General features: G+C 65.2%; 21 protein-coding genes. 7 read left to right on the top strand and 14 right to left on the bottom strand.

Translation table 11 applies throughout. From position 1 onward, the window contains the following. Window positions 1-6: 6 nt before the first annotated feature. The 5 genes from RH91_RS15335 to RH91_RS15315 form a co-directional block, all read right to left on the bottom strand. Complete coding sequence (locus tag RH91_RS15335; protein ID WP_010163804.1) at window positions 7-1,194, bottom strand: glycosyltransferase; 1,188 nt, start codon at window positions 1,192-1,194, stop codon at window positions 7-9. A 182-nt stretch (window positions 1,195-1,376) separates the two neighbouring features. Next, the gene (locus RH91_RS15330; protein ID WP_198283270.1) at window positions 1,377-2,891 is read right to left on the bottom strand and encodes a Ppx/GppA family phosphatase; all 1,515 of its coding nucleotides are present in this window, start codon (window positions 2,889-2,891) and stop codon (window positions 1,377-1,379) included. Between the two features lie 7 nt (window positions 2,892-2,898). Then, window positions 2,899-5,076, bottom strand: a complete 2,178-nt coding sequence (locus RH91_RS15325; protein ID WP_029623933.1) for an RNA degradosome polyphosphate kinase — start codon at window positions 5,074-5,076, stop codon at window positions 2,899-2,901. After that, window positions 5,073-5,696, bottom strand: a complete 624-nt coding sequence (locus RH91_RS15320) for an HdaA/DnaA family protein (protein ID WP_010163800.1) — start codon at window positions 5,694-5,696, stop codon at window positions 5,073-5,075. Before RH91_RS15320 ends, RH91_RS15325 begins: the two co-directional genes overlap by 4 nt. A 43-nt stretch (window positions 5,697-5,739) precedes the next feature. Then, entirely contained in the window at window positions 5,740-7,005 is a 1,266-nt protein-coding gene (locus RH91_RS15315; protein ID WP_010163798.1) for a hypothetical protein, read from the bottom strand. Window positions 7,006-7,067: 62 nt separating this feature from the next. On the opposite strand from RH91_RS15315, the gene purM reads away from it, so the two are divergent. From purM to RH91_RS15295, 4 genes are all read left to right on the top strand, one after another. Continuing rightward, window positions 7,068-8,177 carry a phosphoribosylformylglycinamidine cyclo-ligase gene (gene purM, locus RH91_RS15310; protein ID WP_010163797.1) on the top strand — a complete coding sequence of 370 codons (1,110 nt, stop codon included), beginning with the start codon at window positions 7,068-7,070 and terminating at the stop codon, window positions 8,175-8,177. A 150-nt stretch (window positions 8,178-8,327) separates the two neighbouring features. After that, window positions 8,328-8,903 (top strand): phosphoribosylglycinamide formyltransferase, encoded by a 576-nt coding sequence (purN, locus tag RH91_RS15305; protein WP_010163796.1) that lies wholly within the window; start codon window positions 8,328-8,330, stop codon window positions 8,901-8,903. Next, window positions 8,900-9,277 carry an MmcQ/YjbR family DNA-binding protein gene (locus RH91_RS15300; protein ID WP_010163795.1) on the top strand — a complete coding sequence of 126 codons (378 nt, stop codon included), beginning with the start codon at window positions 8,900-8,902 and terminating at the stop codon, window positions 9,275-9,277. The genes purN and RH91_RS15300 overlap by 4 nt, the downstream gene beginning before the upstream one ends. Further along, complete coding sequence (locus tag RH91_RS15295; RefSeq protein ID WP_010163794.1) at window positions 9,274-9,900, top strand: hypothetical protein; 627 nt, start codon at window positions 9,274-9,276, stop codon at window positions 9,898-9,900. Before RH91_RS15300 ends, RH91_RS15295 begins: the two co-directional genes overlap by 4 nt. A gap of 69 nt (window positions 9,901-9,969) precedes the next feature. Here the strand turns inward: RH91_RS15295 and RH91_RS15290 are convergent, their stop codons facing one another. Together RH91_RS15290 and dnaE are read right to left on the bottom strand one after the other, a co-directional pair. Then, the gene (locus tag RH91_RS15290; protein WP_010163793.1) at window positions 9,970-11,562 is read right to left on the bottom strand and encodes a long-chain fatty acid--CoA ligase; all 1,593 of its coding nucleotides are present in this window, start codon (window positions 11,560-11,562) and stop codon (window positions 9,970-9,972) included. Window positions 11,563-11,581: 19 nt separating this feature from the next. After that, window positions 11,582-15,286 (bottom strand): DNA polymerase III subunit alpha, encoded by a 3,705-nt coding sequence (dnaE, locus tag RH91_RS15285; RefSeq protein ID WP_010163792.1) that lies wholly within the window; start codon window positions 15,284-15,286, stop codon window positions 11,582-11,584. Between the two features lie 234 nt (window positions 15,287-15,520). Here dnaE and RH91_RS22545 point away from each other — a divergent pair, with 234 nt between their 5' ends. Then, window positions 15,521-16,159 (top strand): hypothetical protein, encoded by a 639-nt coding sequence (locus RH91_RS22545; RefSeq protein ID WP_157136952.1) that lies wholly within the window; start codon window positions 15,521-15,523, stop codon window positions 16,157-16,159. A gap of 84 nt (window positions 16,160-16,243) precedes the next feature. Here the strand turns inward: RH91_RS22545 and RH91_RS15280 are convergent, their stop codons facing one another. From RH91_RS15280 to RH91_RS15260, 5 genes are all read right to left on the bottom strand, one after another. Beyond that, window positions 16,244-16,723: a glutathione peroxidase gene (locus tag RH91_RS15280; protein ID WP_010163788.1), complete on the bottom strand. Its 480-nt coding sequence runs from the start codon at window positions 16,721-16,723 to the stop codon at window positions 16,244-16,246. Beyond that, the gene (locus RH91_RS15275; protein ID WP_010163786.1) at window positions 16,720-17,550 is read right to left on the bottom strand and encodes a GNAT family N-acetyltransferase; all 831 of its coding nucleotides are present in this window, start codon (window positions 17,548-17,550) and stop codon (window positions 16,720-16,722) included. Before RH91_RS15275 ends, RH91_RS15280 begins: the two co-directional genes overlap by 4 nt. Next, window positions 17,547-18,221 carry an ABC transporter ATP-binding protein gene (locus tag RH91_RS15270; RefSeq protein ID WP_029623930.1) on the bottom strand — a complete coding sequence of 225 codons (675 nt, stop codon included), beginning with the start codon at window positions 18,219-18,221 and terminating at the stop codon, window positions 17,547-17,549. The genes RH91_RS15275 and RH91_RS15270 overlap by 4 nt, the downstream gene beginning before the upstream one ends. Continuing rightward, window positions 18,214-19,464, bottom strand: a complete 1,251-nt coding sequence (locus tag RH91_RS15265) for a lipoprotein-releasing ABC transporter permease subunit (RefSeq protein WP_010163784.1) — start codon at window positions 19,462-19,464, stop codon at window positions 18,214-18,216. Before RH91_RS15265 ends, RH91_RS15270 begins: the two co-directional genes overlap by 8 nt. 582 nt (window positions 19,465-20,046) lie before the next feature. Beyond that, complete coding sequence (locus RH91_RS15260; RefSeq protein WP_010163783.1) at window positions 20,047-22,497, bottom strand: TonB-dependent receptor; 2,451 nt, start codon at window positions 22,495-22,497, stop codon at window positions 20,047-20,049. Window positions 22,498-22,761: 264 nt separating this feature from the next. On the opposite strand from RH91_RS15260, the gene RH91_RS15255 reads away from it, so the two are divergent. Beyond that, window positions 22,762-23,235, top strand: coding sequence for an Hsp20 family protein (locus RH91_RS15255; protein ID WP_010163782.1), 474 nt, complete (start codon window positions 22,762-22,764; stop codon window positions 23,233-23,235). A gap of 259 nt (window positions 23,236-23,494) precedes the next feature. Here RH91_RS15255 and RH91_RS15250 read toward each other — a convergent pair whose 3' ends face one another. After that, a complete protein-coding gene (locus RH91_RS15250) occupies window positions 23,495-25,129 on the bottom strand; it encodes a CTP synthase (protein WP_010163781.1) in 1,635 nt (544 codons plus the stop codon). Between the two features lie 113 nt (window positions 25,130-25,242). After that, complete coding sequence (secG, locus tag RH91_RS15245) at window positions 25,243-25,647, bottom strand: preprotein translocase subunit SecG (RefSeq protein ID WP_010163780.1); 405 nt, start codon at window positions 25,645-25,647, stop codon at window positions 25,243-25,245. A 264-nt stretch (window positions 25,648-25,911) separates the two neighbouring features. Between secG and RH91_RS15240 the strand changes: the two genes are divergently transcribed. Next, on the top strand, window positions 25,912-26,235 hold the full coding sequence (locus RH91_RS15240; protein ID WP_010163778.1) for a MarR family transcriptional regulator: 324 nt from the start codon (window positions 25,912-25,914) through the stop codon (window positions 26,233-26,235). Window positions 26,236-26,267 lie beyond the last annotated feature (32 nt).

Genomic DNA, 26,267 nt, shown 5'->3' with positions numbered 1-26,267 from the left:
CAGAGCCTAGCGCCGCTTCCGCCAGGTGAAGATCGACGACATCGAGTAATTCCACACGGTCGTCACCGCGATCCCGGCAAGTGCCGACAGGATCAGATAATTGTGCCGCTGGTACAGCCAGCGCGCGATGCCGACGTTGGCGAACAGGCCAACCCCGCACACGAGGTTGAACGTCAGCCAGCCCCACCACAGCCGCTGCCCCTTCAGGCGCTGGTCACTGTAGGTCAGGATGTTGTTGAGGAAGAAGTTGCTCGACGTCGCGACCAGCGTTGCCACGCCCTGCCCCACGGCAAACCAGCGCGCTTCGTCCGCGGTACCGAACACTGCCAGCAGGATCTGCAACACGACCGTGAGCACGAAGAAATGGACCACCACGCCAGACCCGCCGACCAGCGCAAAGCTGACGAAGCGGATCGGCACGACGTGGCCGAACGCCTTGTCGAGCAGCAACTGGAGATATTCCCACAGCACCAATCCGTCGAGCTTGCTTTCGCCATGCTGCCGCGTCCGAAACGTGAACGGCACTTCGGCAACGCGCAGCGGCGTCGGCGACGACGCCGCGATGTCGAGCAGGATCTTGAACCCGACCGACGACAGCCCGGGCAAGGACCCCATGAAAGCGTCGCGCGTCAGCATGAAGAATCCGCTCATCGGATCGCCGATCGCGGTCTTGGTCAGCTTGTTGGCCAGCATCGTCGCAAATTCGCTCATCGCGATCCGGCGCTTGTTCCAGTCGCCCATGCCGCCACCCTCGACATAGCGGCTGCCGACGACCAGATCGATATCGCCGCGCCGGATCCGCGCGAGCATGTCGAGCAGGATCGTCTCGTCATGTTGCATGTCGCCATCCATCACCGCGACATAGGGAGCCGATGTCGCGAGGATGCCCTCGACACAGGCCGACGCGAGGCCACGCCGGTCGAACCGGTGGACCACGCGGACCCGCGGATCCTCGAGTGCAAGAGCTCGCGCCTGGTCCGCGGTGCCGTCAGGAGAATTGTCGTCGACGAACACCACCTCCCACCGGGTATCACCCAGCGCGGCGCGGAGCGCCTCGACGAGCAGCGGGACATTGCGTGATTCGTTGAAGGTGGGAACGATGATGGATAGCTCAGCGGGCAGCCGGAACGCCCCTCCGGGGTCGCGCCCGGCAATTACGGCTGACGACACCAGCCCCTGCTGTGACGAATCCATACCAACTTCCCCAAAGTATCGGACTTGCCTGTTGCAAACCTCGCCCCGAGCCCCCTCGGAATGCGCATTCATCCATATGGAGTATGTTTCTTTATAGCAACAAACGGTTGTGCCATTCCGGGACAGGGCGACGCCGCGGATCCCTCAGCAAGATATGGTCCTGCGAACGGCCGTTCGATCGTTCAGACCGCAGCCTTGCGCCCCAAAGCGGTCGCGAGCGCACCATGCCGCCGTTCGACCGTCTCGCTGTAGAGAACACGGTCCTCGGGCGCGACCTTGAGCGTCAGCAGGCTTCCGTCATCGATCAGCCGGGTGCGCTGCAATGGCCCGGCGAGACCGCCGCTCATCCGTTGTCCAAGCCGCATCGCCAGGCCCCACAGCACCGCCCGCTTGAGATCGATCGCGGGCGCCAGCATCGCGAGCGGGGCTGGCGTATCGGTCCCGCCGCCAAGGCTGGTGAACAGTGCCTGCGCCATCACCGCGCGGCCCCGCGCATCGACCGCGACCCAATTGCCGTGCAACGCCACCTCGACGCCGCGTTCGGCGCGGAACTCGGGGTTGGCGCGCCAACCCACGTCCGCCAGCAGGCAGGCCGCCAGCCGCAACCGCGCCATGTCCGGCGCATCGCGCGGAAACAGCGGCGCGATCCAAGTGTCGAGCAGATCGCCATGCTCGGCGAACCGGCCGTGGCGCTGTCCTTCATCGCGAGTCGCGACGATCAGCGGGTCCTGCGCGCGCACTGCAGGGTCGAGCGCCCCGTAGAGCAGCCCCTCGCGCAATCCGAACGCGGAAACGATCGTCGTTTCCGTGCCGAGATGCTTGAGCAGCACCGCCAGCAGCGCGTCGGCATCGCCCAGCGTCGCCGCGCGCCCCGCGGACAGGCCGGGCACCGCGCGCAACCAGGCCTTGTTGACATGGCTGATCGTGCGCCCGAGCCGGTCGATCGCGCTGCGCGGCATCGCATATTGGTGGATCACGGGGAGCGGATAGCTGTTGACGTGCATGTCGAGCCGCGCGAGCGCGCGCCACGACCCGCCGACGAGGTACAAGGGCAGCCCCTTCCCCTTGCCCAGCCAGCCCGAAGTCCGCAGCGCGTGCTCGACCACCCGCTGCAACGCGCCCGGCCCCTTGTTCCGAATCGCCGCGATCCTGAGCACGCCAAGCGGGAACGACACCCGGTCGCGCACCTCGCCGTTCGAGACGCGGATCAGTTCGAGGCTGCCGCCGCCCAGATCGCCGACGATGCCGTCCGCCTCTGGTATCGCGGACAACACGCCGTACCCCGCGCCGCTTGCTTCCTGCTCGCCCGACAAAAGTTCGACGTCGAGCCCGAGGTCGCGCGCGGCATCAAGCAGCACCGCGCCATTGCTGGCGTCGCGGACCGCGGCGGTGGCGACCGTGCGCAGCCGCGTGACCTCCATCTCGCGCGCGACCGCCGCGAAGCGCGCCAGCGCGTCGGCACCGACCTTGAGCGCTTCGGTCGCAATCGCGCCGGTGTCCGCCAGTCCGCGCCCGAGCCCCGCCATCACCTTTTCGTTGAACAGCGTCGCGGGTAGCCGTTCGGGCCCCTGATAGACGACCAGCCGGATCGAGTTCGACCCGATGTCGATGATCCCGGTCCGCGGTGCGCCATTGGCGGCGGCCGGCGCGACCGGGCCGCCGACGGGCTTTGGCTTGCGAAAGATGAGCGCGGTCATGATCGCGTCACCGCCGGCGCCGCAGCGACAGCTTGGGCACCGAACCGCTCGCCGCCAGCGCCGCACCACGCCCCGACAGCGACGGGTTGGTCATGAAATAGCGGTGGAGGTTGAACGGCCGGTCGCCCGGCTCTTCACGAACGTAGCTTCCGTCCGCCTGCAAGTCCCAGCTCTGTTCATTGTCGATCAGGTTCGCCACCATCACCTGGCCGAGGATCTGGTCGTGGACGGTGCGGTTCTCGATCGGGAGCATATATTCGATTCGCCGGTCGAAGTTGCGCTGCATCCAGTCGGCCGAGGTGATGAACAGCTTTGCATCCGGGTTGGGCAGGTCCTTGCCATTGCCGAACGCCCAGATCCGGCTGTGTTCGAGGAACCGCCCGACCACCGACTTGACGCGGATGTTCTCGGACATGCCCGGAACGCCGGGCTTGAGGCAGCAGATCCCGCGGATGATCAGGTCGATCTGGACCCCGGCCTCGCTCGCTTCGTACAATTTGTCGATCGTCTCGGGGTCGACGACCGAGTTCATCTTCGCCCAGATCGCGGCGGGCTTGCCCGCGCCGGCATTGGCGATCTCGGCGTCGATCAGGTCCATCAAGCGCGGACGCATGTCGCGCGGCGACAGGCTGATCAGCGCCATGTTCTCGGGTTCGACATAGCCGGTGACGTAGTTGAACATCTGCGCAGCATCGCGCCCGAGTCGAGGATCCGCCGTGAAGAAGCTGAGATCCGTATATATTTTTGCAGTTATAGGATGATAGTTGCCCGTCCCGAAATGGCAGTAGGTGCGATATTGGCCACTTTCCCGACGCACCACCATCGAGACCTTGGCGTGCGTCTTCCAGTCGATGAAGCCGTAAACGACCTGAACGCCCGCGCGCTCCAGCGCCGACGCCCACAGCAAATTCTGCTCCTCGTCGAAGCGGGCCTTGAGCTCCACCACCGCGGTCACCGACTTGCCCGCTTCGGCGGCGGCGATCAGCGCGTTGATGACCGCTGACTGCTTCCCCGCGCGGTACAGCGTCTGCTTGATCGCGACGACGTCGGGGTCGGCGGCGGCCTGCTTGAGGAAGGCGAGCACCACGTCGAACGTCTCGTACGGGTGGTGGACGACGATGTCCTTCGCGCTGATCGCCGCGAAACAGTCCCCGCCATATTCGCGGATTCGCTCCGGGAAGCGGGGCGAAAAGGGCGGGAACTTGAGGTCCGGCCGATCCTCGTCGACGATCGCCTCCAGATCCCCGACGCCGAGGAACGCGCCGCTCTCGGTGACGAAGCAATCCGGCCCACCCAGTTCGTCGCGGAGCACCGCGCCAAGCCGCTCGGGCATCCCGCTTTCCAGCTCGAGCCGGATCACCCGCCCCCGCCGCCGCCGCTTGATCGCGTTGGCGAAGTAGCGGACGAGGTCCTCCGCCTCTTCCTCGATCTCGATATCGCTGTCGCGCAGGACGCGAAATTCGGCGGCCCCGAGCACGCGATAGCCCGGGAAGATCAGCGGCGCGAACCGCTTCACCAGCGATTCGACGGCGACGTAGCGCGCCTTCGTCCCCGGCAACCGGAGGAAGCGCGGCATCGGCGCGGGGATCATCACGAGCTCACGGATCGGCTGATCGTCCGAGATCCGGACGAGGTCGAACATCACCGCCAGGCCCTTGTTGGGCATGAACGGAAACGGATGCGCGGGGTCGAGCGCCTGCGGGGTCAGGATCGGGAAAAGCTGCTCGCGGAATTGCGTCTCCAGCCAGAACAGTTCCTCGGCGGTCAGCGCCTCGTCGATCGTGCGCGAACTCAGCACGCCGATCCCGGTTTCGGCAAGCAGCCGCCGCAGTTCGCGCCACACCGTGCGCTGGCTTTCGATCAGCGCGTCGGCCTCGGCGACGATCGCGGTCAACTGCTGCCCCGACGTCAGTCCGTCGGTCGAGCGGCGGTCCACGTCCTGCAATTGCTGGCCCTTGAGCCCGGCGACGCGCACCATGAAGAACTCGTCGAGGTTCGACCCTGAGATCGACAGGAAGCGCAGGCGTTCCAGCAGCGGATGCGCGGTATTGGTCGCTTCCTCCAGCACGCGCCGGTTGAACGCCAGCCAGGACAGTTCGCGGTTGAAATAGCGATCAGCCCCCTCGGTGCCGACGAACGGATCGTCGTCACGCACCAGGCTCGCGATATGGGCGGGTCTCGTCATGGATGCTCTGCCGGGTCTGGAGCGCGGCCGCCGATCAGCCCCGCCTCTTGCAATGTTGCCCGCGCGAGCGGGATCGACAAGCGTTTGCGGCGCTCTAGCACGACCTGATCGAGCAGGTCGACGGCGCGAAGCAGTGCGACGTGAGTGCGTTCGACGCGAGTGACGAGCCACTGGATCAGGTCGGGCCGCGCGTCGAGCCCGCGCCTGAGGAACTGGCGTTCGAACAGGGCCGCCATCAGCACCTCATCGGGGTCGCCGATCCGCAGCGTCGGGCTCGCCATCAACCGCGAACGCAGATCGGGAAGCTTGATTTCCCATTCGGGCGGCGGTGAATCGGCCACCACGACGACGGGACGCCGTTCCTCCTGCGCGCGGTTCCACGCGTGGAAGATCGCGATCTCGCTCTGCCGCTCGGCATCGTCGATCAGCCCGCCGCCGGTCTTTGCGGCGAAGATCCGCGCGATCAGGCTGCGACCCGATTTGCGCGGCCCGGTGACGACCACCGCCATCACCGGCCAGGTGCTCCAATGTTCGAGCTGCTGCACTGCGCGGGCATTGGACGTGCCGATCAGGAATTCGTCATCGCGCGGGTCGGCTGGCCAATCGAACGGCAGTGCCATTTGCGCGGACGGGATCATAAGAGTCGGGTCTGACATCGGCGCATCAGCCGGTGGCATTATCGGCGGGCCCAGCCTGCCCGCCCGGCGCAGATGCCGCGCTGCGACGGATCCGCAATGTCGTCCCGCTGCCGTAGACGGTCCAGCCCCGCGCCTCCAGCGCAGCGCGAAGCACGGCAGGATCCGCGTCGAACTGGACCCTCAGGACCGAGACACCGCCAAGCGCAAGACTGGTGGTAATCGCCGACCGTACGCCCGGCACCCCCTGCAACGCCGCTTCGGTCGCGGTGACCGAGGAGGCATTCGGTGTGTCGGCCTGCACGGTCACGACCGAACCGCCCGTCGTGCCAGCCCCGGCGACACCACCATCCACACCGGGAAGTGCGAGATCGGTCGGCGTCGCGTCCGGCGTCGGCGTCGCGACCGGCGCGACATAAGCGAGGCCCGAATCGCCCATCAGCGCGCCGTTGCGCAGTGCGGCCTGATAGGCATCGTCGATCCGTTTCACCCCGGCGTCGAGGAGGACCGGCAGCGCCTCACCATTGTCAACGCGCAGCGTAAATTGCGTAATCAGGCGATTGTCCGGGCCATGCCGCGCCTGGAACGTCCCGATGATCGGGCCGCCCGGCCATTCGCGCCGGATCGAGACGGTCGGGATCACGACGTCGGTAGCACCATATTGGTCGAGCACGACACGCCACCACCCGCGCCCGCGGCGTTCGGTCTGCCCGAGGTTGAGCAGCACTGCGTCGTTCCCGGTGCCGGTCGGGCGGATATAGTCGATCAGGCTGTTGCCAGTGCGGTAGCGTAGCCACGCTTCCTGCCACGCGGTCTTCTGTTCGAACGCGGTCGCCACCCCTCCACTGATCTCGATCGGGATCGTCAGCATCGGCGGCGATCGCGTCGCCTCCGCCGAAACGCCGAGGATCGATCCGGCGCGGGCACGGCTGAACAGGACGCCTAGCCGGGCGACATAGCGGTTCGGGCCGATCTGTTCGTTCTCGACAACGATTCCCGACACCATGCTGTCCAGCGTCCCGTCCGACACCAGGGCACCACCGCCGCCGAGGCGCCGGGACAGCATCTGCCAGCCCTTGCGCTGCGCGATCCGCCATCCGGCGTAGCGCGCCTGGTCCGCGGTCTTGCCGGTCACGTCGACCGTGACGCCGCTGACTTCGTAACTGCCGGAGTAATCGGCAGATGCGAGTCCCTGTGCCGGATTGTCGGCCTGAGCCAGGACCAGCCCGCCAGTCGCGGCAAGGCCAAGCACGGCGACCAACCCCAACGGGCGGAAAAGACGGTGGATCGACATGTCGGCGCCCTTTTGGCGAAGGAGGCGTGGAAATCCAAGCGCGATATGGCTAGGCGGACAGGATGAGCGAAAACGAACCGGACAAGGCGTCCTACACTTATGCCCAGGCGGGCGTCTCGATTGCGGCCGGCAATGCGCTGGTCCGCGCGATCGGCCCGATGGCCAAGGCGACGCGTCGCCCGGGCGCAGATGCGGATCTCGGTGGTTTCGGGGGGTTCTTCGACCTGAAGGCGGCCGGATTTGTCGATCCGCTGCTGGTCGCGGCGAACGATGGCGTCGGAACGAAGCTCAAGCTCGCGATCGAACAGGATTCGCATGACGGCGTCGGGATCGATCTGGTCGCAATGTGCGCCAACGACCTGATCGTCCAGGGTGCCGAGCCGCTGTTCTTCCTTGATTATTACGCGACGGCGAAGATCGACCCCGCCGTCGCCGAGCGAGTCATCGCTTCGATCGCCGAGGGATGCCTCCAGGCCGGTTGCGCGCTGATTGGCGGCGAGACCGCCGAAATGCCGGGTATGTATGCGCCGGGCGATTACGATCTCGCCGGTTTCTGCGTCGGCGCGGTCGAGCGCGACAAGGTGCTGACCGGACGCGACATCGCGGCGGGTGACGTGATGCTGGGGCTCGCCTCGTCGGGCGTGCATTCGAATGGATTCTCGCTGGTCCGGCGGCTGGCAGCGGACAAGGGGTGGAAGCTCGATCGCCCCGCGTTGTTCGACAATGAGGTCCGCCTGATTGATGCGCTGATGGCGCCGACGCGGATCTACGTGAAATCGCTGTTGCCGTTGCTGGCAGAGCGCAGGATCAAGGGACTCGCTCATATCACCGGGGGCGGTCTGCTCGAAAACATTCCGCGTGTGCTGCCCGAAGGCGTCCATGCGAAGGTCGATGCCGATGCCTGGACCCAGCCGCGGCTGATGGCGTTCCTGCAAGCGCAGGGCAATATCGAGCCCGAGGAAATGGCGCGGACCTTCAACTGCGGAGTCGGCATGGTCGTGATCGTGGCGCCGGATCAGGTTCATGCGGTGACGACGGCGCTGGAGGCTGCAGGCGAGACGGTGCTGTCGATCGGAACGCTGGAAGCAGGACCGCGTGGTTGCACCGTATCGGGCTCGACCGAGACCTGGGGCGGCAAGGCCGACTGGACCGCCACGCACAATCATGGGTGAGCACCCGGATATCTCGCCCCGCATTCCCTGGAGCCGCGTGCCCGCCGAAAGCCGGATTCTGACGGCGCGCGAGACACTGGCAGGGCAGCCCTTCGGTACCGCTGACTCCGCGGTTGGCCGGCGACCTCCGATCGGGTCGGGGCCGGACAGATGACCGCGCCAAAAACGAAGGTCGGCATTCTCCTTTCGGGTCGCGGCTCCAACATGATCGCGCTCGTCGAAGCCGCCCGCGAGCCGGCGTGCCCCTATGAGGTCGCGCTCGTCGCCTCGGACAAGCCCGAAGCCCCTGGCCTCGCCTGGGCGACCGACCAGGGCATCGCGACTTGGAGCCTTTCGCCGAAAGGTATCGGCAAGCCTGCGTACGAAGCCGCGCTGAACTCGGCGCTACGCGCTGCGCACGTCGAGACGATTGCGCTTGCAGGCTATATGCGATTGGTTTCCGACAGTTTCGTTGGCGCGTGGCGCGGTCGTATCGTCAACATTCACCCGTCGCTTCTTCCCAAGTACAAGGGGCTCGATACGCACGCTCGCGCGATCGACGCGGGCGATTCGGTCGCCGGTTGTTCGGTCCATGTAGTGACCGAGGAACTCGATGGGGGCGAGGTGCTCGGACAAGCCGAAGTTCCGATCCTGGGTGGCGATACGGCTGACACACTTGCGGCGCGTGTTCTGGAGGCCGAACATCGTCTTTACCCCAAAATTCTGGCAGAGTTTGTCGCACGATGAGTCCCGATCCCGCCCCCCTGCTCGACCGCGTCCGCGCGCTGTGTCTCGCCCTCCCCGAGGCAGTCGAGCGCGAGTCGCATGGCGCACCCGGCTTCGTCGTCGACGACGGGAAGTTCTTCGCTTATTTCTGGCATAACCATCACGACGACGGCGAGACCGTCGTTATCGTGAAGACGAGCGGCGACGACGAACAGGCGCAGCTCATCGAGCTTGATCCGGCGTGTTATTACAAGACGGCCTATCTCGGGTCATCCGGATGGATTGCTATGCGGCTGGACGGCGACACGGTTGACTGGGATCGCATCGGAGACCGCATCGCGATCAGCTGGGAACTCGCCGCACCGCAGCGATTGCTGGAAGTGGGCGGTCGATGAGTGACCGGCCCGGTCCAGTACCGACGCCAGCAGAAAAGGCCGAAGCTGCCGCGATCCGGCGACGCTGGGTTTCGCTCGCCGAAGTCGTCAGCGTGGCGGGAGTCGCGATTGCGGGCCTGGGACTATGGGTGACCTGGTCCGATCATCGCAGCGAACAGGCAGAGAAGCAGAGTCAGTCGGTTACCGAACGCCGTGAAAACGCGCTGTATGTGGTCAAGTCGAGCGTCGCCCGCAATGGCGATATCCTGATCGAGCGCGACGAACGGCATGCGTTGGGCGATATCAGCGTGACGTTCCCGGCCGTACTCGGGATTGCGACGCAGACCTCTCCGACGCAGACGATCAGCCGCGGCTGGTACGAACGCGCCTTGCTCGCCGCGACCGACGGCGGCACGGATCGTAAATCCGGTAAGCTCCCCGTTTTGCTGACCGTCAATTACTGGAACGACGATTCGCCACGGAGTATCTCCGGTATCTACGACATCGTGTGGCAGACCAAAGGGCGCCTCGTGCTTGGTCGCGAGTTGAAGGTCGAAGCGCTTCGATTACGCACTCCGATCGGGACAAAAGCGGCGCTGGATGTGGCGTGGGCCAAAGACGGTCCGAAACCCAAAACCTCCTGATCGCTATACCCGGATCTTGTCGATCGACCGATCGCCGTCAGATACATTTGGTGCGAATATCGCGGATCGCTATGCCGCCAGGACATGATCCCGAAATTGCGCGCGCAATGCCGTTTTGAGAAGCTTGCCCGTTGCGGTGTGGGGCAGAGACTCAACGAACAAGATCTCATCGGGCAACCACCATTTTGCGACATGCCCCGCAAGATGCGCCGCTATCGCCGCCGCAGTCACGTCGCTTCCCGCCTTGCGCACCACCAGCAGTAGCGGTCGCTCGTCCCATTTCGGGTGATAAACCCCGATCGCCGCCGCCTCTGCCACGCCCGGGCAGCCGACAGCCGCGTTCTCCAGGTCTACCGAGGAAATCCACTCGCCGCCTGACTTGATCACGTCCTTTGCGCGATCGGTGATCTGCATCGTACCGTCGGTGTGGAGTACCGCGACGTCGCCCGTATCGAACCACTGATCCGAATCGACAGCATCCGCGTCAGCCTTGAAGTAGCGCTTGACCACCCAGGGCCCGCGCACCTGCAACCGTCCGGAACTCACCCCGTCACGCGGCAAGACCCCGTCGGCATCGTCGACCACGCGCAGTTCGATTCCGAACGGAACCTGTCCCTGCTTGCAGACGTGATCGAGCTGCGCGTCTCGGCTCATCGTGTCCCAATGCGGCGGGTAGCAGCCAGCAGTGCCGATCGGCGAGGTCTCGGTCATTCCCCACAGGTGTTTGACCGTCGCCCCCATCCCCATGATCCGCTCGATCATCGCGCGCGGCGCGGCGGATCCGCCGATCGTCACCTGTCGGAGGTAGCGAGGCGCATCGCCGCTCGCGTCCATATGCTGGAACAGGGCAAGCCACACCGTCGGCACCCCTGCCGAATGCGTCACGCGCTCGTCGTTCATCAAGCGGCACAGCACCGCAGGTTCGTTGACCGCCGAATAGACAACTTTCGCCCCCGCCAGCGCCGCCGCGAACGGCAGGCCCCAGGAAGCGGCGTGGAACATCGGCACGACGGGCAGGACGACCGAGGTCGACGACAGGTCGAACACCCAGGGCGCGACTTCGGCCATCGCGTGGATCACGGTCGAGCGGTGTTCGTATAGCACGCCCTTGGGGTTCCCGGTCGTCCCGCTGGTGTAGCAGAGCATGCACCGCTCGCGTTCGGGGCCTTCGTGCCAGGCATAATCACCGTCTTCTGCCGCGATCATCGCTTCGAACGCGCCGTCGTCGAGGCAGACATACCGTTCGATCGACGGCCACTGATCGCGCAGCCGGTCGACGATCGGCTGGAACTGGCGGTCGTAGAACAGCACGCGGTCCGCGGCATGGTTGGCGATGAACACCAGTTGCTCGTCGAACAGCCGCGGGTTGATCGTGTGCACCACGCCGCCCATGCCGATCACGCCGTACCAGCAGACCAGATGGTGCGCGTGGTTCATCGCGAGCGTCGCGGCCCGGTCGCCGGGCTTGACGCCGAGCCGTTCGAGCGCCTGCGCGAGCTTGCGCGCGTCGCGCGCGACGCGAGACCAGTCGGTTCGCGTTTCGCTGCCGTTTGCCCAATAGGTGACGATCTCGCGCGCGCCGTGTTCGCGCGCGGCGTGGTCGATCAGGCGCGGGACGCGCAATTCGAAATCCTGCATTCCGCCGAGCATCGTCTCTCCCATCATCGAGATGGGGCAGCACTCACCCCACCAGAGCCAGCCGCGCTTCGGCGGTTCTCAGCTCCACGTCGCTGACATCCTGCAAGCCTTCGATCCGCTCGGCAAGCTCCCCGTCGAGCAAAAAGTCGCGACCGAGCAGGACGCGTGCGTGTCCGCCACCGGCGACCGGCACTTTCGCCCATACCTCGCCGCGCGCGCCGCGGACGTCCGACAGGATCTGCGCGAGCGCGGCCATTCCGGCTGGGCTCGCCACGCTCAGTTCGAGCGCGAAGCGCGCGCTGTTGGCGAGTTGCTCGAACGGCTGGATCCGCTTGATCGAGACGCGCGGGGTCTCCTCGCCCGGGCGGCGGTCGAGCTCGACCGTCAGCAGCCCGCAGCCGTTGTTGCGCGCGGCTTCCTCAAGGTCGGCGGCGACGCCGTCGTCGAAGCAGGTCGCGATGAACTGGCCCGAGGGATCGGAACAGGTCGCCATCAGATAGCGCTTGCCCCGCGCGGAGGTGCGCCAGCGCGCGTCCTCGATCAAAGCGGCCATCGTTGCACCTGCGCGCGTTCCGTCGTCGGGGATCGACAGCTCGCCCAGCGCGGCGAAGCTGCGCGCGCCGTGCATCTTGGCGAGGTGGCCGTGGCGGTCGATGGGGTGGGCGGACAGGTAGAAGCCGAACGCGTCCTTCTCCTGGTCCATCCGCTGCGCGACCGACCAGTGCGCCGAGCGGGGGAGCTTGATCGGGGGTTCGGCGGCGTCGGCGGTGCCGAAGAGACCGCCCTGCCCGCTGGTCTTCTGGTCATGGATGCGCGCCGCGGTCGCCAAAATCGTTTCGGAACAAGCATATAGCCCGGCGCGGTTCTCATCGAGGCAGTCGAACGCGCCCGCTGACGCCAAAGTCTCCACCTGGCGCTTGTTCATCAGGCGCGGGTCGACGCGGCGGGCGAGATCGTCGATCGACTCGAACTTGCCGTTCGCCTCGCGCTCGGCGACGAGCTTTTCCATCGCGCCCTCGCCGACCGATTTCAGCGCGGCCAAAGCATATCGGACGCCCAACCCGTCGCCCGTATCCTCGACCGTGAACTCGGCCTCGCTGCGGTTGATGTCGGGCGGCAAAAGCGCGACTTCGAGACGCCGCATGTCATCGACGAAGATGCTCAGTTTGTCCGTGAGCGTCATGTCGAAACACATTGAAGCAGCGTAGAATTCGTGCGGGTGGTGCGCCTTCAGCCACGCCGTCTGGTACGACAGCAACGCATAGGCCGCGGCGTGCGATTTGTTGAAGCCGTACCCTGCGAACTTGTCGATCAAGTCGAACAGTTCATTCGCCTTGGCCTTCTCGATCCCGTTGATCGTCTTGCAGCCCTCGACGAAGCCGGCGCGTTGCGCGTCCATCTCGGCCTTGACCTTCTTGCCCATCGCGCGGCGCAAGAGATCCGCCTGCCCCAGCGAGTAACCCGCGAGGATCTGCGCGGCCTGCATGACCTGTTCCTGGTACACGAAAATCCCGTAGGTCTCCGACAGGATCCCCTCGAGCAGCGCATGCGGATAGACGATCGGCTCGAGCCCGTTCTTGCGCTTGCCGAACATCGGGATGTTGTCCATCGGGCCCGGGCGATACAGCGAGACGAGCGCGATGATGTCGCCGAAATTCGACGGCCGAACCGCGGACAGCGTGCGCCGCATCCCCTCCGATTCGAGCTGGAACACGCCGACCGTGTCGCCCTTCTGCAGCAGTTTGTAGACGCCTTCGTCGTCCCATTCGAGCGCGTCGAGATCGAGCACGACCCCGCGCTGCGCGAGCAGGTCGATCGCCTTCTTGAGAACCGAAAGCGTCTTTAGCCCAAGGAAATCGAACTTCACCAGCCCCGCGCCCTCGACATATTTCATGTCGAACTGCGTGACCGGCATGTCCGAGCGCGGGTCGCGGTACAGCGGCACCAGCTCGGCGAGCGGACGGTCGCCGATCACCACGCCCGCCGCGTGGGTCGAGCTGTGGCGCGGAAGCCCCTCGAGCTTCATCGCGAGATCGAGCAGATGGCGGACGTTGCCGTCCTGCTTATACTCGCTGTGGAGTTCGGACACGCCGTCGATCGCGCGCTTGAGCGTCCACGGGTCGGCGGGGAGATTGGGGACGAGCTTCGCGAGCCGGTCGATCTGGCCATAGCCCATCTGGAGCACGCGGCCGGTGTCCTTCAACACCGCGCGCGCCTTCAGTTTCCCAAAGGTAATGATCTGCGCGACCTGATCGCGGCCGTATTTCTGCTGGACGTAGCGGATCACTTCACCGCGGCGGGTTTCGCAGAAATCGATGTCGAAATCGGGCATCGACACGCGTTCCGGGTTGAGGAAGCGTTCGAACAGCAGCCCCAGCTTCATCGGATCGAGATCGGTGATCGTCAGCGCCCAGGCGACGACTGAGCCCGCGCCCGAACCACGGCCCGGGCCGACCGGAATGTCGTGGTCCTTCGCCCATTTGATGAAGTCCGCGACGATCAGGAAATAGCCGGGGAAGCCCATCTGGATGATGACGTCGAGTTCGAATTCGAGGCGGTCGCGATAGGGGGTGCGCCAGTCGGTTGGGGTTGGGAGCGGAGCTACCTCCCCTTCCGCGTTTCCCCCTTCTGCGCTTCCCCGGCGAAGGCCGGGGCCCAGTTGTGGCGCAGAAGTAGTCGAAGCGCCGTCCTCGCCGATCTTCTGTTCCTCTCCTGGGCCCCGGCCTTCGCCGGGGAAGGAAACAGGAGTGGAAGGCGTGGGGGAAGGAGCAGCGGCGGAAACGCGCGCCCCACTCCCCGACAACACCCCCAGCGCCGCAATCCGGTCGAGCCGCCGCTCCAGCCCCGCGCGCGCATCCACGCGCAGCTTCTGGGCCTCGGCCTCGCGGTCGCCCGCCAGGCTCGGCAGGATTGGCTTGCGCTTGGGCGCGGCCACGCCGCACCGCTGCGCGACGATCATCGTGTTGTCGATCGCCTCGGGGAGATCGGCGAACAGCGCCTTCATTTCCTTGGCGGGCTTCATCCACGCATCGGGCGAGCTGCGCGGGCGGTCGTCGCTCGCGATATAGGTCGAGTTGGCGATGCACAGCAACGCGTCATGCGCCTCGCTGAAATCCTCTTCCGCGAAACAGCACGGGTTGGTTGCGACCAGCGGCAGGTTCCGGTCATAGGCGAGGTCGAGCAGCAGCGGCTCGGCCTTGCCCTCGATCTCGCACTGGCGGCGGGTGAGCTCGATATAAAGCCGGTCGGGGAACAGCGCCTGCAACCGGTCGGCATAAGCCAGCGCGCGGGTCGGCTGGTCCTCGGCGAACAGCCGCGCGAGCCCGCCCTCGCGCCCCGCGGTGAGCGCGATCAGCCCGTCCGAACACGCCGCCAGCGCGTCGAAATCGACATGCGCGGCGAGTTCGAGCGGGCGATCGAGATGCGCGCGCGAGACGAGCTTGCACAGATTGTCATAGCCCGTCTTGTCCTGCGCATAGAGCGCGATCCAGTCGATCACCGGGGTCGCGGTTTCGGGCATGTCGGGGCGGCACAGCCCGAGCATCGTCCCGATCACCGGCTGGACGCCCGCGGCCATCGCCGCGTCGGAGAAGGCCATCGCGGCATAGAGCCCGTTGCGATCGGTCAGCGCGGCGGCGGGAAAGCCGAGCTGCTGCGCGTGCTTGGCAATCGCCTTGGGCTCGATCGCGCCGTCGAGCATGGTGTAGGACGAGAAGATACGGAGGGGCACGAAGCCAGCATGAGACATGGGGGGCTTATGCGCCGTGAGGGCGATTCTGGGAACCGGGGGCGTGGGGATTTTTGGGGTGTGGGATGCCCGCGACTACGAAGACCTTTGAGTATGCAACACTTTCGGTCTCGCAGCGATGGGCATCGATAACGAAAATCTTTACTTTAAAGGGAATGCCGCCATCATAAGTATGTCGTTCCGTTCGCACTTCGCTCGTTGCGTAGAGCTGTCACACAGCTGAAGGTCGTATTTATGTTTGGGAAGCTCGATAATCCAATTGTAAAAGCTCTGCTTCAGCTCGTCCCCGGGGGCGTCGGATCAGCCTTGGACGTTTTTATCAGTGACGGCGCCCGTATGCTGGCAGAAGAACGTTTGCGAACCTTCTTCGAGGAACTCGCAAATGGCGATGTTTTGATATCAGAAGAACTAGTATCATCGAACGATTTTCTTCATTGCTTTCTGGCAGCTACCCGTGCGGTCGTTCGAACACGTCGCGATGAAAAGATACGGCTCTTCGCCCGCGCTTTAACGAACGGTATTGTCGCCGAGGCTATGTCAACCGTTGACGAGTTCGAGGAGGCGATATCAGTTATCGACGACCTGTCTTATCGAGAATGGCAGGCATTGACAGTTTTTGACCGTCTGCTTCATGAGGCGGAACCTGATGAAAATCCTATGAAGCGTGTTCTCTCTTTTTGGCCAGCGTTTGTCGACGAAGTGGTAACAACACTTTCCGTTCCCCGTGAGGAGGTGGTCGATTTCATACACAGGACCGCTAGAGCGGGGGTCTTCACTCGGCTAACCGGTTATTGGGATGATACGGGCGAGCACGGGATCACTACGCCGACGTTCTTACGCCTACGAGAATTAGTCGCAGATCGGGTCGGCTGAGGCATGTCCTATCCAGCGCCGATGGTGCAACTTTACCGAAACTCTCCGGGCAACCTGCAGCATCACCAAGAAAAGTAGTCAACCTTACAACAGCTTGGCAATATCCGCCTCAAGCGCCTCAGGCTTGGTCGTCGGCGCATAGCGCTCCACTACCTTCCCCCCACGATCCACCAGGAATTTGGTGAAGTTCCACTTGATCCCCCCGGTGCCGAGGAACCCCGGTGCCTGCTTTTTGAGTGCGGTGAACAATGGGGCGGCGTCCGCGCCGTTTACGTCGACCTTGGCGAACATCGGGAAGGTGACGTCATAGGTCAGCGAGCAGAAGGTGCGGATCTCCTCGGCGTCGCCAGGTTCCTGCGCGCCGAACTGGTTGCACGGGAAGCCGAGCACCGCGAAGCCCTTGTCGGCGAAGCGGCGCTGCAACGCCTCCAGCCCGGCATATTGCGGGGTGAAGCCGCATTTGGACGCGGTGTTGACGATCAGCAGCACCTTGCCGGCATAGGCCGACAGATCGACCGGCTTGCCGTCCGCGCCCGTCACGATGTGGTCGGTGATCGCGTTCATGCCGTCTTCCCTTCGTTGCGCGCGAGCAGGAAGCGCAGGTTGCGCTCGACCCCCGCCCATTCGCTCGCGATGATCGAATAGACCACGAGATCGCGGATCCGGCCATCCATCAACTGGTGATTACGCAACACGCCGTCGCGCTTCGCGCCGAGCCGCTCGATCGCCTTTTGCGAGGCCTTGTTGAACCAGTCGGTGCGGATCTGGACCGCGTTGCAGTCCAGCACCTCGAACGCGTGTTTGAGCAGGAGCAGCTTCGCCTCGGTATTGACCCCGCTGCGCTGGACCGAGTGCGCGTAGAAGGTGCCGCCGATCTCGAGCCTGCGGTGCGCGGCGTTCATCCGCATGTAGCGGGTGAGGCCGACGATGCGGGGGGCTTGCCCACTATCCGTTCGGGCTGAGCGAAGTCGAAGCCCTTGCGCTGTGCCTGGCCCTTCGACTTCGCTCAGGGCGAACGGCGGGGGTGTGGGTGCGGGTGGCGTGGGCGTCGTGATCCCGGCTTCGGTCCCTGCGCCCACCTCCGTTCGGGCTGAGCGCAGTCGAAGCCCCTGCGCTGTGCCCGGCCCTTCGACTTCGCTCAGGGCGAACGGTGGGGGTGTGGGATCGGGCACGCAAACCGTGAACGGCATCGCGCGCCCGTAGTCGCGCTCCTTGAAGAGCGCCGCCATGAACGCCGCGGGGTCGGTCAGCGTCGAGACGTTGGTGAAGAACAGTTCGCTGATCTTCCCGTCCGCCGCCGCCGCAACGATGCCGCCCTGGTCCTCGGGCACCGTCGGGCGGAGAATGACATGCTGGCCGACCAGCGTCGGCGGGTCGGTCCAGGCTGTCATGCAAGCCGTCCTTCGTGGAGCCGGACAACGCGGTCCATCTTGGCCGCGATCCGTTCGTTGTGCGTGGCGACCAGCGCCGCCGATCCCTCCCCGCGAACCAGACGGAGGAACTCCGCCAGCACGATGTCCGCGGTGCCCTCGTCGAGGTTGCCGGTCGGTTCGTCCGCGAGCACCAGCGCGGGCCGGTTGGCGAGCGCGCGTGCGACCGCGACACGCTGCTGCTCGCCGCCCGAGAGCTGGTTGGGGCGGTGCGTCAGGCGATGCCCGAGGCCGAGCGCGGTGAGCAGCGCGGCGGCGCGTGCGTCGGCCTCGTCGCGCGGCCGGTCCTGGATCATCTGCGGGAGGACGACATTCTCGGTCGCGTTGAAATCGGGGAGGAGATGGTGGAACTGATAGACGAAGCCCAATTGGTCACGCCGCACCCGCGTCCGCCCGTCGGCGTTGAGCCGTGCGGCTTCCTCGCCCGCGATCCGGATCGACCCGCCGAACCCGCCCTCGAGCAGCCCGACCGCCTGGAGCATCGTCGACTTGCCCGAGCCCGAGGGGCCGAGCAACGCGACGATCTCGCCCGCGCCGACGGTGAGGTCGACGCTGCGGAGCACTTCGATCGTCTGGCCGCCCTGTGCGAAGCTGCGCGACAGGCCGGTCACTACTAGGACGGGTTCACTCATAGCGCAGGACCTGGACGGGATCGGTGCTCGCCGCCTTGAGCGCGGGGTAGAGCGTGGCGAGGAAGCTGAACACGAGTGCCATGAGCGCGATGACGGTGACTTCGACCGGATCGGTCTTGGACGGGAGTTCGCTCAGGAACCGGACCGAGGGGTCCCACAGGTTTTGCCCCGTCGCCCATTGCACCGCGTTGACGACGTCCTGCCGGAACCACAGGAAGAAGAAGCCGAGCAGCAGCCCCGCGACCACGCCGAGCGCGCCGATCGTCGTGCCGACGACCATGAAGATGCGGATCATCGCCCCCCGGCTCGCCCCCATCGTCCGCAGGATCGCGATGTCGCGGGTCTTGGCGCGGACCAGCATGATCAGCGACGACAGGATGTTGAAAACGGCGACGAGGATGATGATCGACAGCACGGTGAACATCGCGACCCGCTCGACGCCCAAGGCCTCGAACAATTGCGCGTTCATCTGGCGCCAGTCCTGGATCGTCCCGGTCCGCCCGATCTTGTCGACCAGCGGCGCGAGGATCTGCCCGACGCGATCGGGGTTGGTCGTCTGCAACTCGACCATGCCGACCGAATCCCCCATCATCAACAGCGTCTGCGCATCCTGCATCGGCATGATGACATAGGCCTTGTCGAAATCGTACACGCCTATCGTGAACACCGCGCCGACCGTGTAGTTGACGATCCGCGGCACCGTGCCGAACGGGGTCGATTGCCCCTGCGGGCTGATCAGCTGGATCTGGCTGCCGACCACCGCGCCGAGCGCATCCGCCAGCCCCGAGCCGATCGCCACCGTCCCGCTGCCCGGGGTCAGGTTGCTGAGCGACCCCATCACGACCTTGCTGCCGATCGTCTTGTTCGAGCGGATGTCGGACACGCGCATCCCGCGCAGCAGCACGCCTTCGACGCGGCCGTTATAGGTCGTCATCAGCGGTTGCTCGATCATTGGGATCGCGCTCGTCACGCCGGGGGTGGTTTCGGCCAGCCCGACGATCCGGCGCCAGTCGGGGATCTGCCCGCCATAGCCCTGCACCACCGCATGGCCGTTGAGCCCGACGATCTTGTCGAATAGTTCGGCGCGGAAGCCGTTCATCACGCTCATCACGATCACCAGCGCGGCGACGCCGAGCATCACCGCGACCAGGCTGATCCCGGCGACGAGGAAGATGAACGCCTCGCCCTTGCCCGGCAGCAAATAGCGCCGCGCGATCATGCGTTCGTATCGGGATAGGATCATATCGTTCGGTCTGGCCGCCCCGGGGGTGCTGATCGCGTCGCTCTAGGCGGCAGGTGGCGGACTGGCAACTGTTGCGACGTGTTGCGCAATCGCCACAGCGCCGCCGCAATCGGTACGGCGCGGCCACATTCCCGGTGACAAGCCCCGGTAACAAACCTAACGCTTTTGTCACTGACACACAGGCAACGGCCGTGGTTCGGGGATGCTTTCAGCGCCGCCTAAAAGGGCTGGCTGCGAAGGCGAATTGGGGGCTGACGAGCGATCGTCACGCAGGCGCCCGGGTCGGAAACGGCCCGGGCGTTTGCTTTTGGGGGAAGGCGCACGCGCCGGTCTGCACAGCAGATCCCCCAAAACGGACGGCGGGCGCGCAGCGACCCGGCCGACGGCGGCTTTGCCGACCGGCGCTTCTTTGTTTCTTCCTGGTTTTTTGCTCCGCGGCAAAGGTGTATCTGCTGGACTTCCCCACCCCAACCCCTCCCCTGAAGGGGAGGGGCTTTTCGGCGGTCGCTTCTTTCTAGCCCCCCCTTCAGGGGAGGGGTTGGGGTGGGGCCGAGCCTCGCAGAGACCCGCGCTGCCCAGACCTCAAAACGACTTGCTCACCGTCACCCCGTAGGTCCGCGGATCCCCCGGTTGGCCGACGACCAGCCCGGTGCTCCCCGATTGCGTCGCGAGCACCTCATAGTAATTCTGGTCGAACGCATTCCGCACCCAGCCGAATACGTTGAAAGCGTCGCGCGCCTTGAACCCGATCCGGAAATTGCTCAGCGCATAGCCCTGGATGTCGGTATACGCCGAACGCGACGGGTTGGACGAGAATTTGGAGCGATAGCTGCCGTCATAGCCAACGTAGAACTGCCCCTCGACCGACCCGACCCGCGCGGGCAGGTCATATTCCGCGCCATAGGAAAACGCCCATTTCGACACGCCCGGAAGCCACTGACCCGAAACGTCGCAGCTCGCGGGACTAAGGCCCGACACCCCCGCCGCCGCCGGAGTCTGCCCGGCTGCTACGGTCGTCCCGCCCGAAAGCTCGGGCGGGCACGGCGCGTCGACAAAGCGGACGTAGCGTGCGTCGGTGAAAGCGCCATTCGCATAGACATTGAGCCGCGCCGACGGGCGGAACGCCGAGTCCACCTCGATCCCGCGCGTCCGCACCTTGCCCGCATTGGCGAGATATCCGCGCAGCACGCCCAACTGTCCGTTGGTGACCGTCGCCTGATAATCGTCGATTTCGGTCCAGAAGCCCGCGATGTTGACCGTCGCGCGGCGATCGAGGAACTGCGTCTTCAGCCCCAGCTCGAAATGGTTGACCTTCTCGGGCTTGACCGTCGCCGACGACAGGATCGGGTTGTTCGCGCCGTCGAGCGGGAGCCCCGACAGGTTGATCCCGCCCGACTTGTAGCTGCGTGCATAGGTTGCATAGGCGTGGATGTCGCGGCTGACGGTATAGGCGGCGGTGATATCCCCCGACACGTTCCACTTGTCGAACCGCGGGGTGTAGGTCTGCGGCGCCAGCACGCCGCGCTGGTCGGCGTTGAGCGTCATGCTGCCGGTTCCGGTCGTCACGACAGAGACATAGGAGCCGTTCTTCTTGTCGTAATTCACCCGCAGACCCGGCGCGATCGAGAGCGCGTCCGTGATATGCCATGTCGCCTTGCCGAACGCCGCGACGCTGGTGTTGGTGAAGCCGATCGTGTTGCGCGCGGTCAGCCCGTTGAGGATCGCGGGGTTGCACGCGTTCGCGGTTACGGGCGAACAGCCGCTCGCGCCCGGTCGAACGCTTGCCCCCGGATTGAGCAGGAAACGGCTCGCCGCCGATCCCTGGACCTGCAGTCCTTGCGTATCGATCGTCTGGTAGAAGTAGAACGCGCCCAGCACGTAATCGATCTTGCGATTGCCGTTGGAGGCGATCCGCAGTTCCTGGCTATACTGCTCCTGCTGCGAGGGATTGTTCGACGCGCTGGTGACGGGCAAACCGATGAAGTCGCGATCGTTCGACGGATCCCAGTTCCAGAACCGCCACGCCGAGACCGAGGTCAGCGTCGACCCGCCGAGGTCGAGATTGGCGACCAGGGACGCGCCGCCCAGCGACTGTTTGGCGCGGAGCGGTGTATCGACATCGGTGATCCGGTCGAACGCGTTGGTCGACGGGACCGCATAGCCCTGTGCCGCAGCAAGGGCGGCATATTGGCGGTTGAGCGGACGTTGGGTCGCACCGGTGCGGACATAGTATTGGACGCAGCATTCCGGGTTCTGTCGCGCGTAATCGCCGTACAGGGTCAGGTCGAGCGTATCGGTCGGCTTCCACAGCAATTGCCCGCGGAAGCCGACATTGTCCTGGCTGTTGAGGTATGTGTCAGTTCGAACGTTGTAGATCGTGCCACGTCGCGTCGTGATCGAGGTCGAAAGCCGAATCGCGAGCTTGTCGTCGATCAGCGGCCCCGAGACCGATGCCTTGCCCTGGAAAAAATCGTAATTGCCCCCGCTCACCTCGACCCGTGCCTCGGGGCTGAAGCTGGGTTTGCGGGTCGTGATGTTGATCGCGCCGGCGGTCGTGTTCTTGCCGTAGAGCGTGCCCTGTGGGCCACGCAGCACCTCGATCCGCTCGGTATCGGTGAAGTCGAACGTCGCCGAAGCGATCCGGCTGTAATAGACCTGGTCGACGTAGATGCCGACGCCCTGCTCGATCCCGTCATTGGTCAGCCCGAACGGCGCGCCGAGTCCACGGATGTTCGCGGCCGAGTTGCGCGGGTTGGTCGAGTAGAATTGCAGCGACGGTTGCAGCTGGGTCAGCCGGTTGACGTTGTACGTCCCCGTTTCCGCCAGCGCGGTCCCGCCGATCACCGACATCGCGATCGGGACCGACTGGATCGTCTCGACCCTTCGGCGCGCGGTGACGACGATATCCCCCCCGCCCTGTTGCGCGGTTCCCAGCCGACCATCGGTTTGGCCCGTGGGCGCGGGCGTGGCGGGCGGCGTCTGCGGTTCGACCGCGGTCTGGGCAAGCAGGATAAGCGGCAGGTGAGCAAACATGAACGTCCCCTTTTGCGCCCGGCGCTACCGAGTCGCCGCACAATGCCTATCAAACACGGGGATTATCACGCCGGATTGTTCTTGGGCGGTCGATAGCCACGCTTTAGGCGCCGGCAAATCCGATCGACCCGCTCTTGAACCGACGACGAAACGCCCCAGATTCAGGCCGTGCGGCGCCACTTTCGGGCCGCACCGGGCCGGGTCGCACCTTCGTGGGCCGGGCTTGCATACCAACGCTGTACCTCGCTTTTTTAGGAGCTCATCATGCGTCAATTCGATCTTACCCCCTTCCGCCGCTCGACCGTCGGCTTCGACCGGCTGTTCGACATGCTCGAGGCCAATGCGCGCCAGGCGAGCGCAGACAATTATCCCCCCTTCAATCTCGAGCGGCTCGACACCGATCGCTATCGCATCACGATTGCGGTCGCCGGTTTCGGGCGCGACGATATCGAGATCACCGCGCAGCAGAATTTGCTGCAGGTGAAGGGCCGCAAGGATGACAAGGACGCCGCGGCCGCGTCGTTCCTGCATCTCGGCATCGCCAACCGCAGCTTCGAGCGGCGTTTCGAACTCGCCGATTTCGTGCGGGTCGAGGATGCGCGGCTGAACGACGGGCTGCTGGTGATCGACCTGCTGCGCGAAGTGCCCGAGGCGATGAAGCCCAAGACGATCGCGATCAAGACCGGCGCGCCGCTGGTTGCGGTCGAGGTCGGGAAGGACTCGGCGCAGGCTGCCTGACGGCTGGCGTTTGGGCATAGGTTGGGGCGTCCGGGCTTTGGTCCGGGCGCCCTTTTGCGTTCCGACCATGACGCCGTAACACTTCCCCGGCGAAGGCTGGGGCGCAGTAGTGATACGGACGAAGGCGAGCGACTGCGCTTCGTTACCGCGACCTGCGCTACTGGACCCCAGCCTTCGCCGGGGAAGGTTTTAAAGGGCGTTCGCCTCTCCAGCGACGTCCGTGTCCCGCAGTAGCGCTGCCACCGCAGGACGGCGGCCGTCACACCAGCCGCGACTGCCGGACTGCCGCCGCGATAAAGCTCGCGAACAGCGGATGCGGATCGAACGGCTTGCTCTTGAGCTCGGGATGGAATTGGACGCCGACGAACCATGGATGGTCCGGCCGCTCGACGATCTCCGGCAGCATCCCGTCGGGTGACATGCCGCTGAACACCAGACCGCCCTGCTCGAGCCGCTCGCGGTACGCGGTGTTGACCTCATAGCGGTGACGATGCCGCTCCGAAATGTCGCTGCCGCCGTAGATCGTCGAGACGACCGAATTGCCGTCGAGCTTCGCCGGATACGCACCAAGACGCATCGTCCCGCCGAGATCGCCACCGGCTTCGCGCTTTTCGAGCCCGCCGGTGCTCATCCATTCGGTGATCATGCCGACAACGGGTTCCTCGGTCGGGCCGAACTCGGTCGAGCTCGCAGCCGTGATCCCCGCAAGATCGCGTGCACCTTCGACGCATGCCATCTGCATCCCGAAGCAGATGCCGAAATAGGGAATGTCGCGTTCACGCGCGAAGCGGACGCTGGCGATCTTGCCTTCCGCGCCCCGCTCGCCGAACGCGCCGGGAACGAGGATCGCGTGCATCGGCTCGAGCCGCGCGGCGATGTCGGCATCGTCCGCCTCGAACAGCTCGGCGTCGATCCACTCGACGTTGACCTTGACCTTGTTGGCGATCCCGCCGTGGACGAGCGCTTCGTTGAGCGACTTGTACGCATCCTGGAGGCCGACATATTTGCCTACCACGCCGATCGTGACCTCGCCCTCGGGGTTGGTCAGCCGGTCCATGATGTTGGTCCAGCGCGACAGGTCGGGGGAGCTGCCCGGCAGGATGCCGAACGCGTTGAGCACCGCGTCGTCGAGGCCTTCGTTATGATATTGGACCGGGACCGCGTAGATGCTCTTGGCGTCGAGCGCGGGGATGACCGCGGACTTCGGCACGTTGCAGAACAGCGCGATCTTCGCACGGTCGCTTTCGGGGAGCGGCTGCTCGCAGCGGCACACCAGCACGTCGGGCTGGACGCCGAGCGCGGCGAGTTCGCGGACCGAATGCTGCGTCGGCTTGGTTTTCAGCTCGCCTGCGGCTGCGATGTAAGGCACCAGCGTGACGTGGATGCTGACCGAATTGCCGCGGCCCAGATCGTTGCGGAGCTGGCGGATCGCTTCGATGAACGGCAGCGATTCGATGTCGCCGACGGTCCCGCCGATCTCGCACAGCACGAAGTCGAGATCGTCGATCTCGGCCTGCGCGAAGTCCTTGATCGCATCGGTGACGTGCGGGATGACCTGCACGGTCGCGCCGAGATAATCGCCGCGCCGTTCGCGCGCGATGATCTGCTGGTAGATCCGGCCCGAGGTGACGTTGTCGCTCTGCCGCGACGGAACGCCGGTGAAGCGTTCGTAATGGCCGAGATCGAGGTCGGTCTCTGCGCCGTCGTCGGTCACATAGACTTCGCCATGCTGATAAGGCGACATCGTGCCCGGATCGACGTTGAGATAGGGATCGAACTTGCGGATCCGCACGCGATAGCCACGGGCCTGGAGCAGTGCCGCGAGGCTCGCTGCCATGAGACCCTTGCCGAGCGAGGAGACCACGCCGCCGGTGATAAAGATGAACCGCGCCATGGGAGCAAAGGCCTAGCGTCATCCGGGGTGGCGCGACAAGCGCGCGACTCCGGGAAAGTTTCAGGGAAGGTGCGAAGCCGGCCGCGTGGCCGGTTCGCGGCTTGCGGTGGGGCTTACGGAGCGGTCGGGGCCGCGCCGTTCGCCGGCGCCGCGGTATTGCCGGTCGGCTCGATCGCGCTGCGCGCGCCGCTCGCGAACGGATTGTTCGGATCGGTCTGGACCGGCGGCGCGATCGGTGCGGGGGCGGTGGCCGCGCCGCGTGCCAGGGTCGGATCGACCTTGGCGACGCGGTTCTGCGCGGCGAGCACCGCGAGCAGGATGCTGAGCGCGATGAACACCGCCCCCAGCGTCGAGGTTGCGCGCGTCAGGAAATCCGCCGCGCCGCGCGCCGACATCAGGCCCGACGGCGATCCGCCCATCCCGAGACCGCCACCTTCGGACTTCTGCACGAGAATCACCGAGACCAGCGCCGCAGCGACGCAGAAATGGACGACGAGAAGGAACTGGAACAGAAACATCTTGCGAGTGGATCCTTGAGCGCCGGAGACAATGGCGTTGGGGCGGCTGCGTTGCGGGGCACATAGGCGAGGTCGCCGGTTCGATCAACCACGCGCGCATGGCGCCCTGCCGCAGACATCTTAGGCATTTCGCCATCTAACTGAAACCTAGCGGGGAGCGAGACGTTAAGTCGTCCAGGAATGTCCCCCGACAGTCGGGGGTTGCCGAGTAATTACGGGTACCTTGCCGTGGCAGTTCAAACCGATGGTTCACTCAGCGAATGGATGCAGGCGCTGGTCGATTATGTCCGCTCGGGGGAACCCGACCTGACCAACCGACAAATGGCGTTGCTTCTGGTCGTGTATCTCAAACCGGGCCCGCATACGGTCCGTGGTCTGGCAGCGATGCTCAACGTATCGAAGCCCGTCGTAACGCGCGCCTTGAACAGGCTTGGCACCCTGGGCTATCTGCGCCGCCAGCGCGACGACAACGACAAACGTAACATCTTCGTCGCGCGTACCTCCGAAGGGGCAGGGTTTCTTGAAGATTTCGGCCAGTTCATCGGCGGCGGCGAACCGCAACCTGTCGCACGTCGCGCCACCGCGTAAGAGTTTTGCGTTGTCCGGCCAGTCGGTTACGC

The sequence above is a fragment of the Sphingomonas sp. PAMC 26617 genome (genome assembly GCF_000242835.1).
GTDB lineage: Bacteria > Pseudomonadota > Alphaproteobacteria > Sphingomonadales > Sphingomonadaceae > Sphingomonas.
Note: the sequence above shows the minus strand (reverse complement) of the source record. Positions and strands in the feature narration are given on the sequence as shown.

What these genes read in the sequence shown, in the direction of transcription:
- RH91_RS15290 (WP_010163793.1), bottom strand. Translation starts at nt 11,562, where the DNA reads ATGGGAGAGACGATGCTCGGCGGAATGCAGGATTTCGAATTGCGCGTC.
- RH91_RS15255 (WP_010163782.1), top strand. Translation starts at nt 22,762, where the DNA reads ATGCGTCAATTCGATCTTACCCCCTTCCGCCGCTCGACCGTCGGCTTC.
- RH91_RS15270 (WP_029623930.1), bottom strand. Translation starts at nt 18,221, where the DNA reads ATGAGTGAACCCGTCCTAGTAGTGACCGGCCTGTCGCGCAGCTTCGCA.
- RH91_RS15325 (WP_029623933.1), bottom strand. Translation starts at nt 5,076, where the DNA reads ATGACGAGACCCGCCCATATCGCGAGCCTGGTGCGTGACGACGATCCG.
- RH91_RS15240 (WP_010163778.1), top strand. Translation starts at nt 25,912, where the DNA reads ATGCAGGCGCTGGTCGATTATGTCCGCTCGGGGGAACCCGACCTGACC.
- RH91_RS15280 (WP_010163788.1), bottom strand. Translation starts at nt 16,723, where the DNA reads ATGAACGCGATCACCGACCACATCGTGACGGGCGCGGACGGCAAGCCG.
- dnaE (WP_010163792.1), bottom strand. Translation starts at nt 15,286, where the DNA reads ATGTCTCATGCTGGCTTCGTGCCCCTCCGTATCTTCTCGTCCTACACC.
- purN (WP_010163796.1), top strand. Translation starts at nt 8,328, where the DNA reads ATGACCGCGCCAAAAACGAAGGTCGGCATTCTCCTTTCGGGTCGCGGC.
- RH91_RS15320 (WP_010163800.1), bottom strand. Translation starts at nt 5,696, where the DNA reads ATGGCACTGCCGTTCGATTGGCCAGCCGACCCGCGCGATGACGAATTC.
- RH91_RS15265 (WP_010163784.1), bottom strand. Translation starts at nt 19,464, where the DNA reads ATGATCCTATCCCGATACGAACGCATGATCGCGCGGCGCTATTTGCTG.
- RH91_RS15250 (WP_010163781.1), bottom strand. Translation starts at nt 25,129, where the DNA reads ATGGCGCGGTTCATCTTTATCACCGGCGGCGTGGTCTCCTCGCTCGGC.
- RH91_RS22545 (WP_157136952.1), top strand. Translation starts at nt 15,521, where the DNA reads ATGTTTGGGAAGCTCGATAATCCAATTGTAAAAGCTCTGCTTCAGCTC.
- RH91_RS15260 (WP_010163783.1), bottom strand. Translation starts at nt 22,497, where the DNA reads ATGTTTGCTCACCTGCCGCTTATCCTGCTTGCCCAGACCGCGGTCGAA.
- RH91_RS15300 (WP_010163795.1), top strand. Translation starts at nt 8,900, where the DNA reads ATGAGTCCCGATCCCGCCCCCCTGCTCGACCGCGTCCGCGCGCTGTGT.
- RH91_RS15275 (WP_010163786.1), bottom strand. Translation starts at nt 17,550, where the DNA reads ATGACAGCCTGGACCGACCCGCCGACGCTGGTCGGCCAGCATGTCATT.
- RH91_RS15335 (WP_010163804.1), bottom strand. Translation starts at nt 1,194, where the DNA reads ATGGATTCGTCACAGCAGGGGCTGGTGTCGTCAGCCGTAATTGCCGGG.
- RH91_RS15295 (WP_010163794.1), top strand. Translation starts at nt 9,274, where the DNA reads ATGAGTGACCGGCCCGGTCCAGTACCGACGCCAGCAGAAAAGGCCGAA.
- purM (WP_010163797.1), top strand. Translation starts at nt 7,068, where the DNA reads ATGAGCGAAAACGAACCGGACAAGGCGTCCTACACTTATGCCCAGGCG.
- RH91_RS15330 (WP_198283270.1), bottom strand. Translation starts at nt 2,891, where the DNA reads ATGACCGCGCTCATCTTTCGCAAGCCAAAGCCCGTCGGCGGCCCGGTC.
- RH91_RS15315 (WP_010163798.1), bottom strand. Translation starts at nt 7,005, where the DNA reads ATGTCGATCCACCGTCTTTTCCGCCCGTTGGGGTTGGTCGCCGTGCTT.
- secG (WP_010163780.1), bottom strand. Translation starts at nt 25,647, where the DNA reads ATGTTTCTGTTCCAGTTCCTTCTCGTCGTCCATTTCTGCGTCGCTGCG.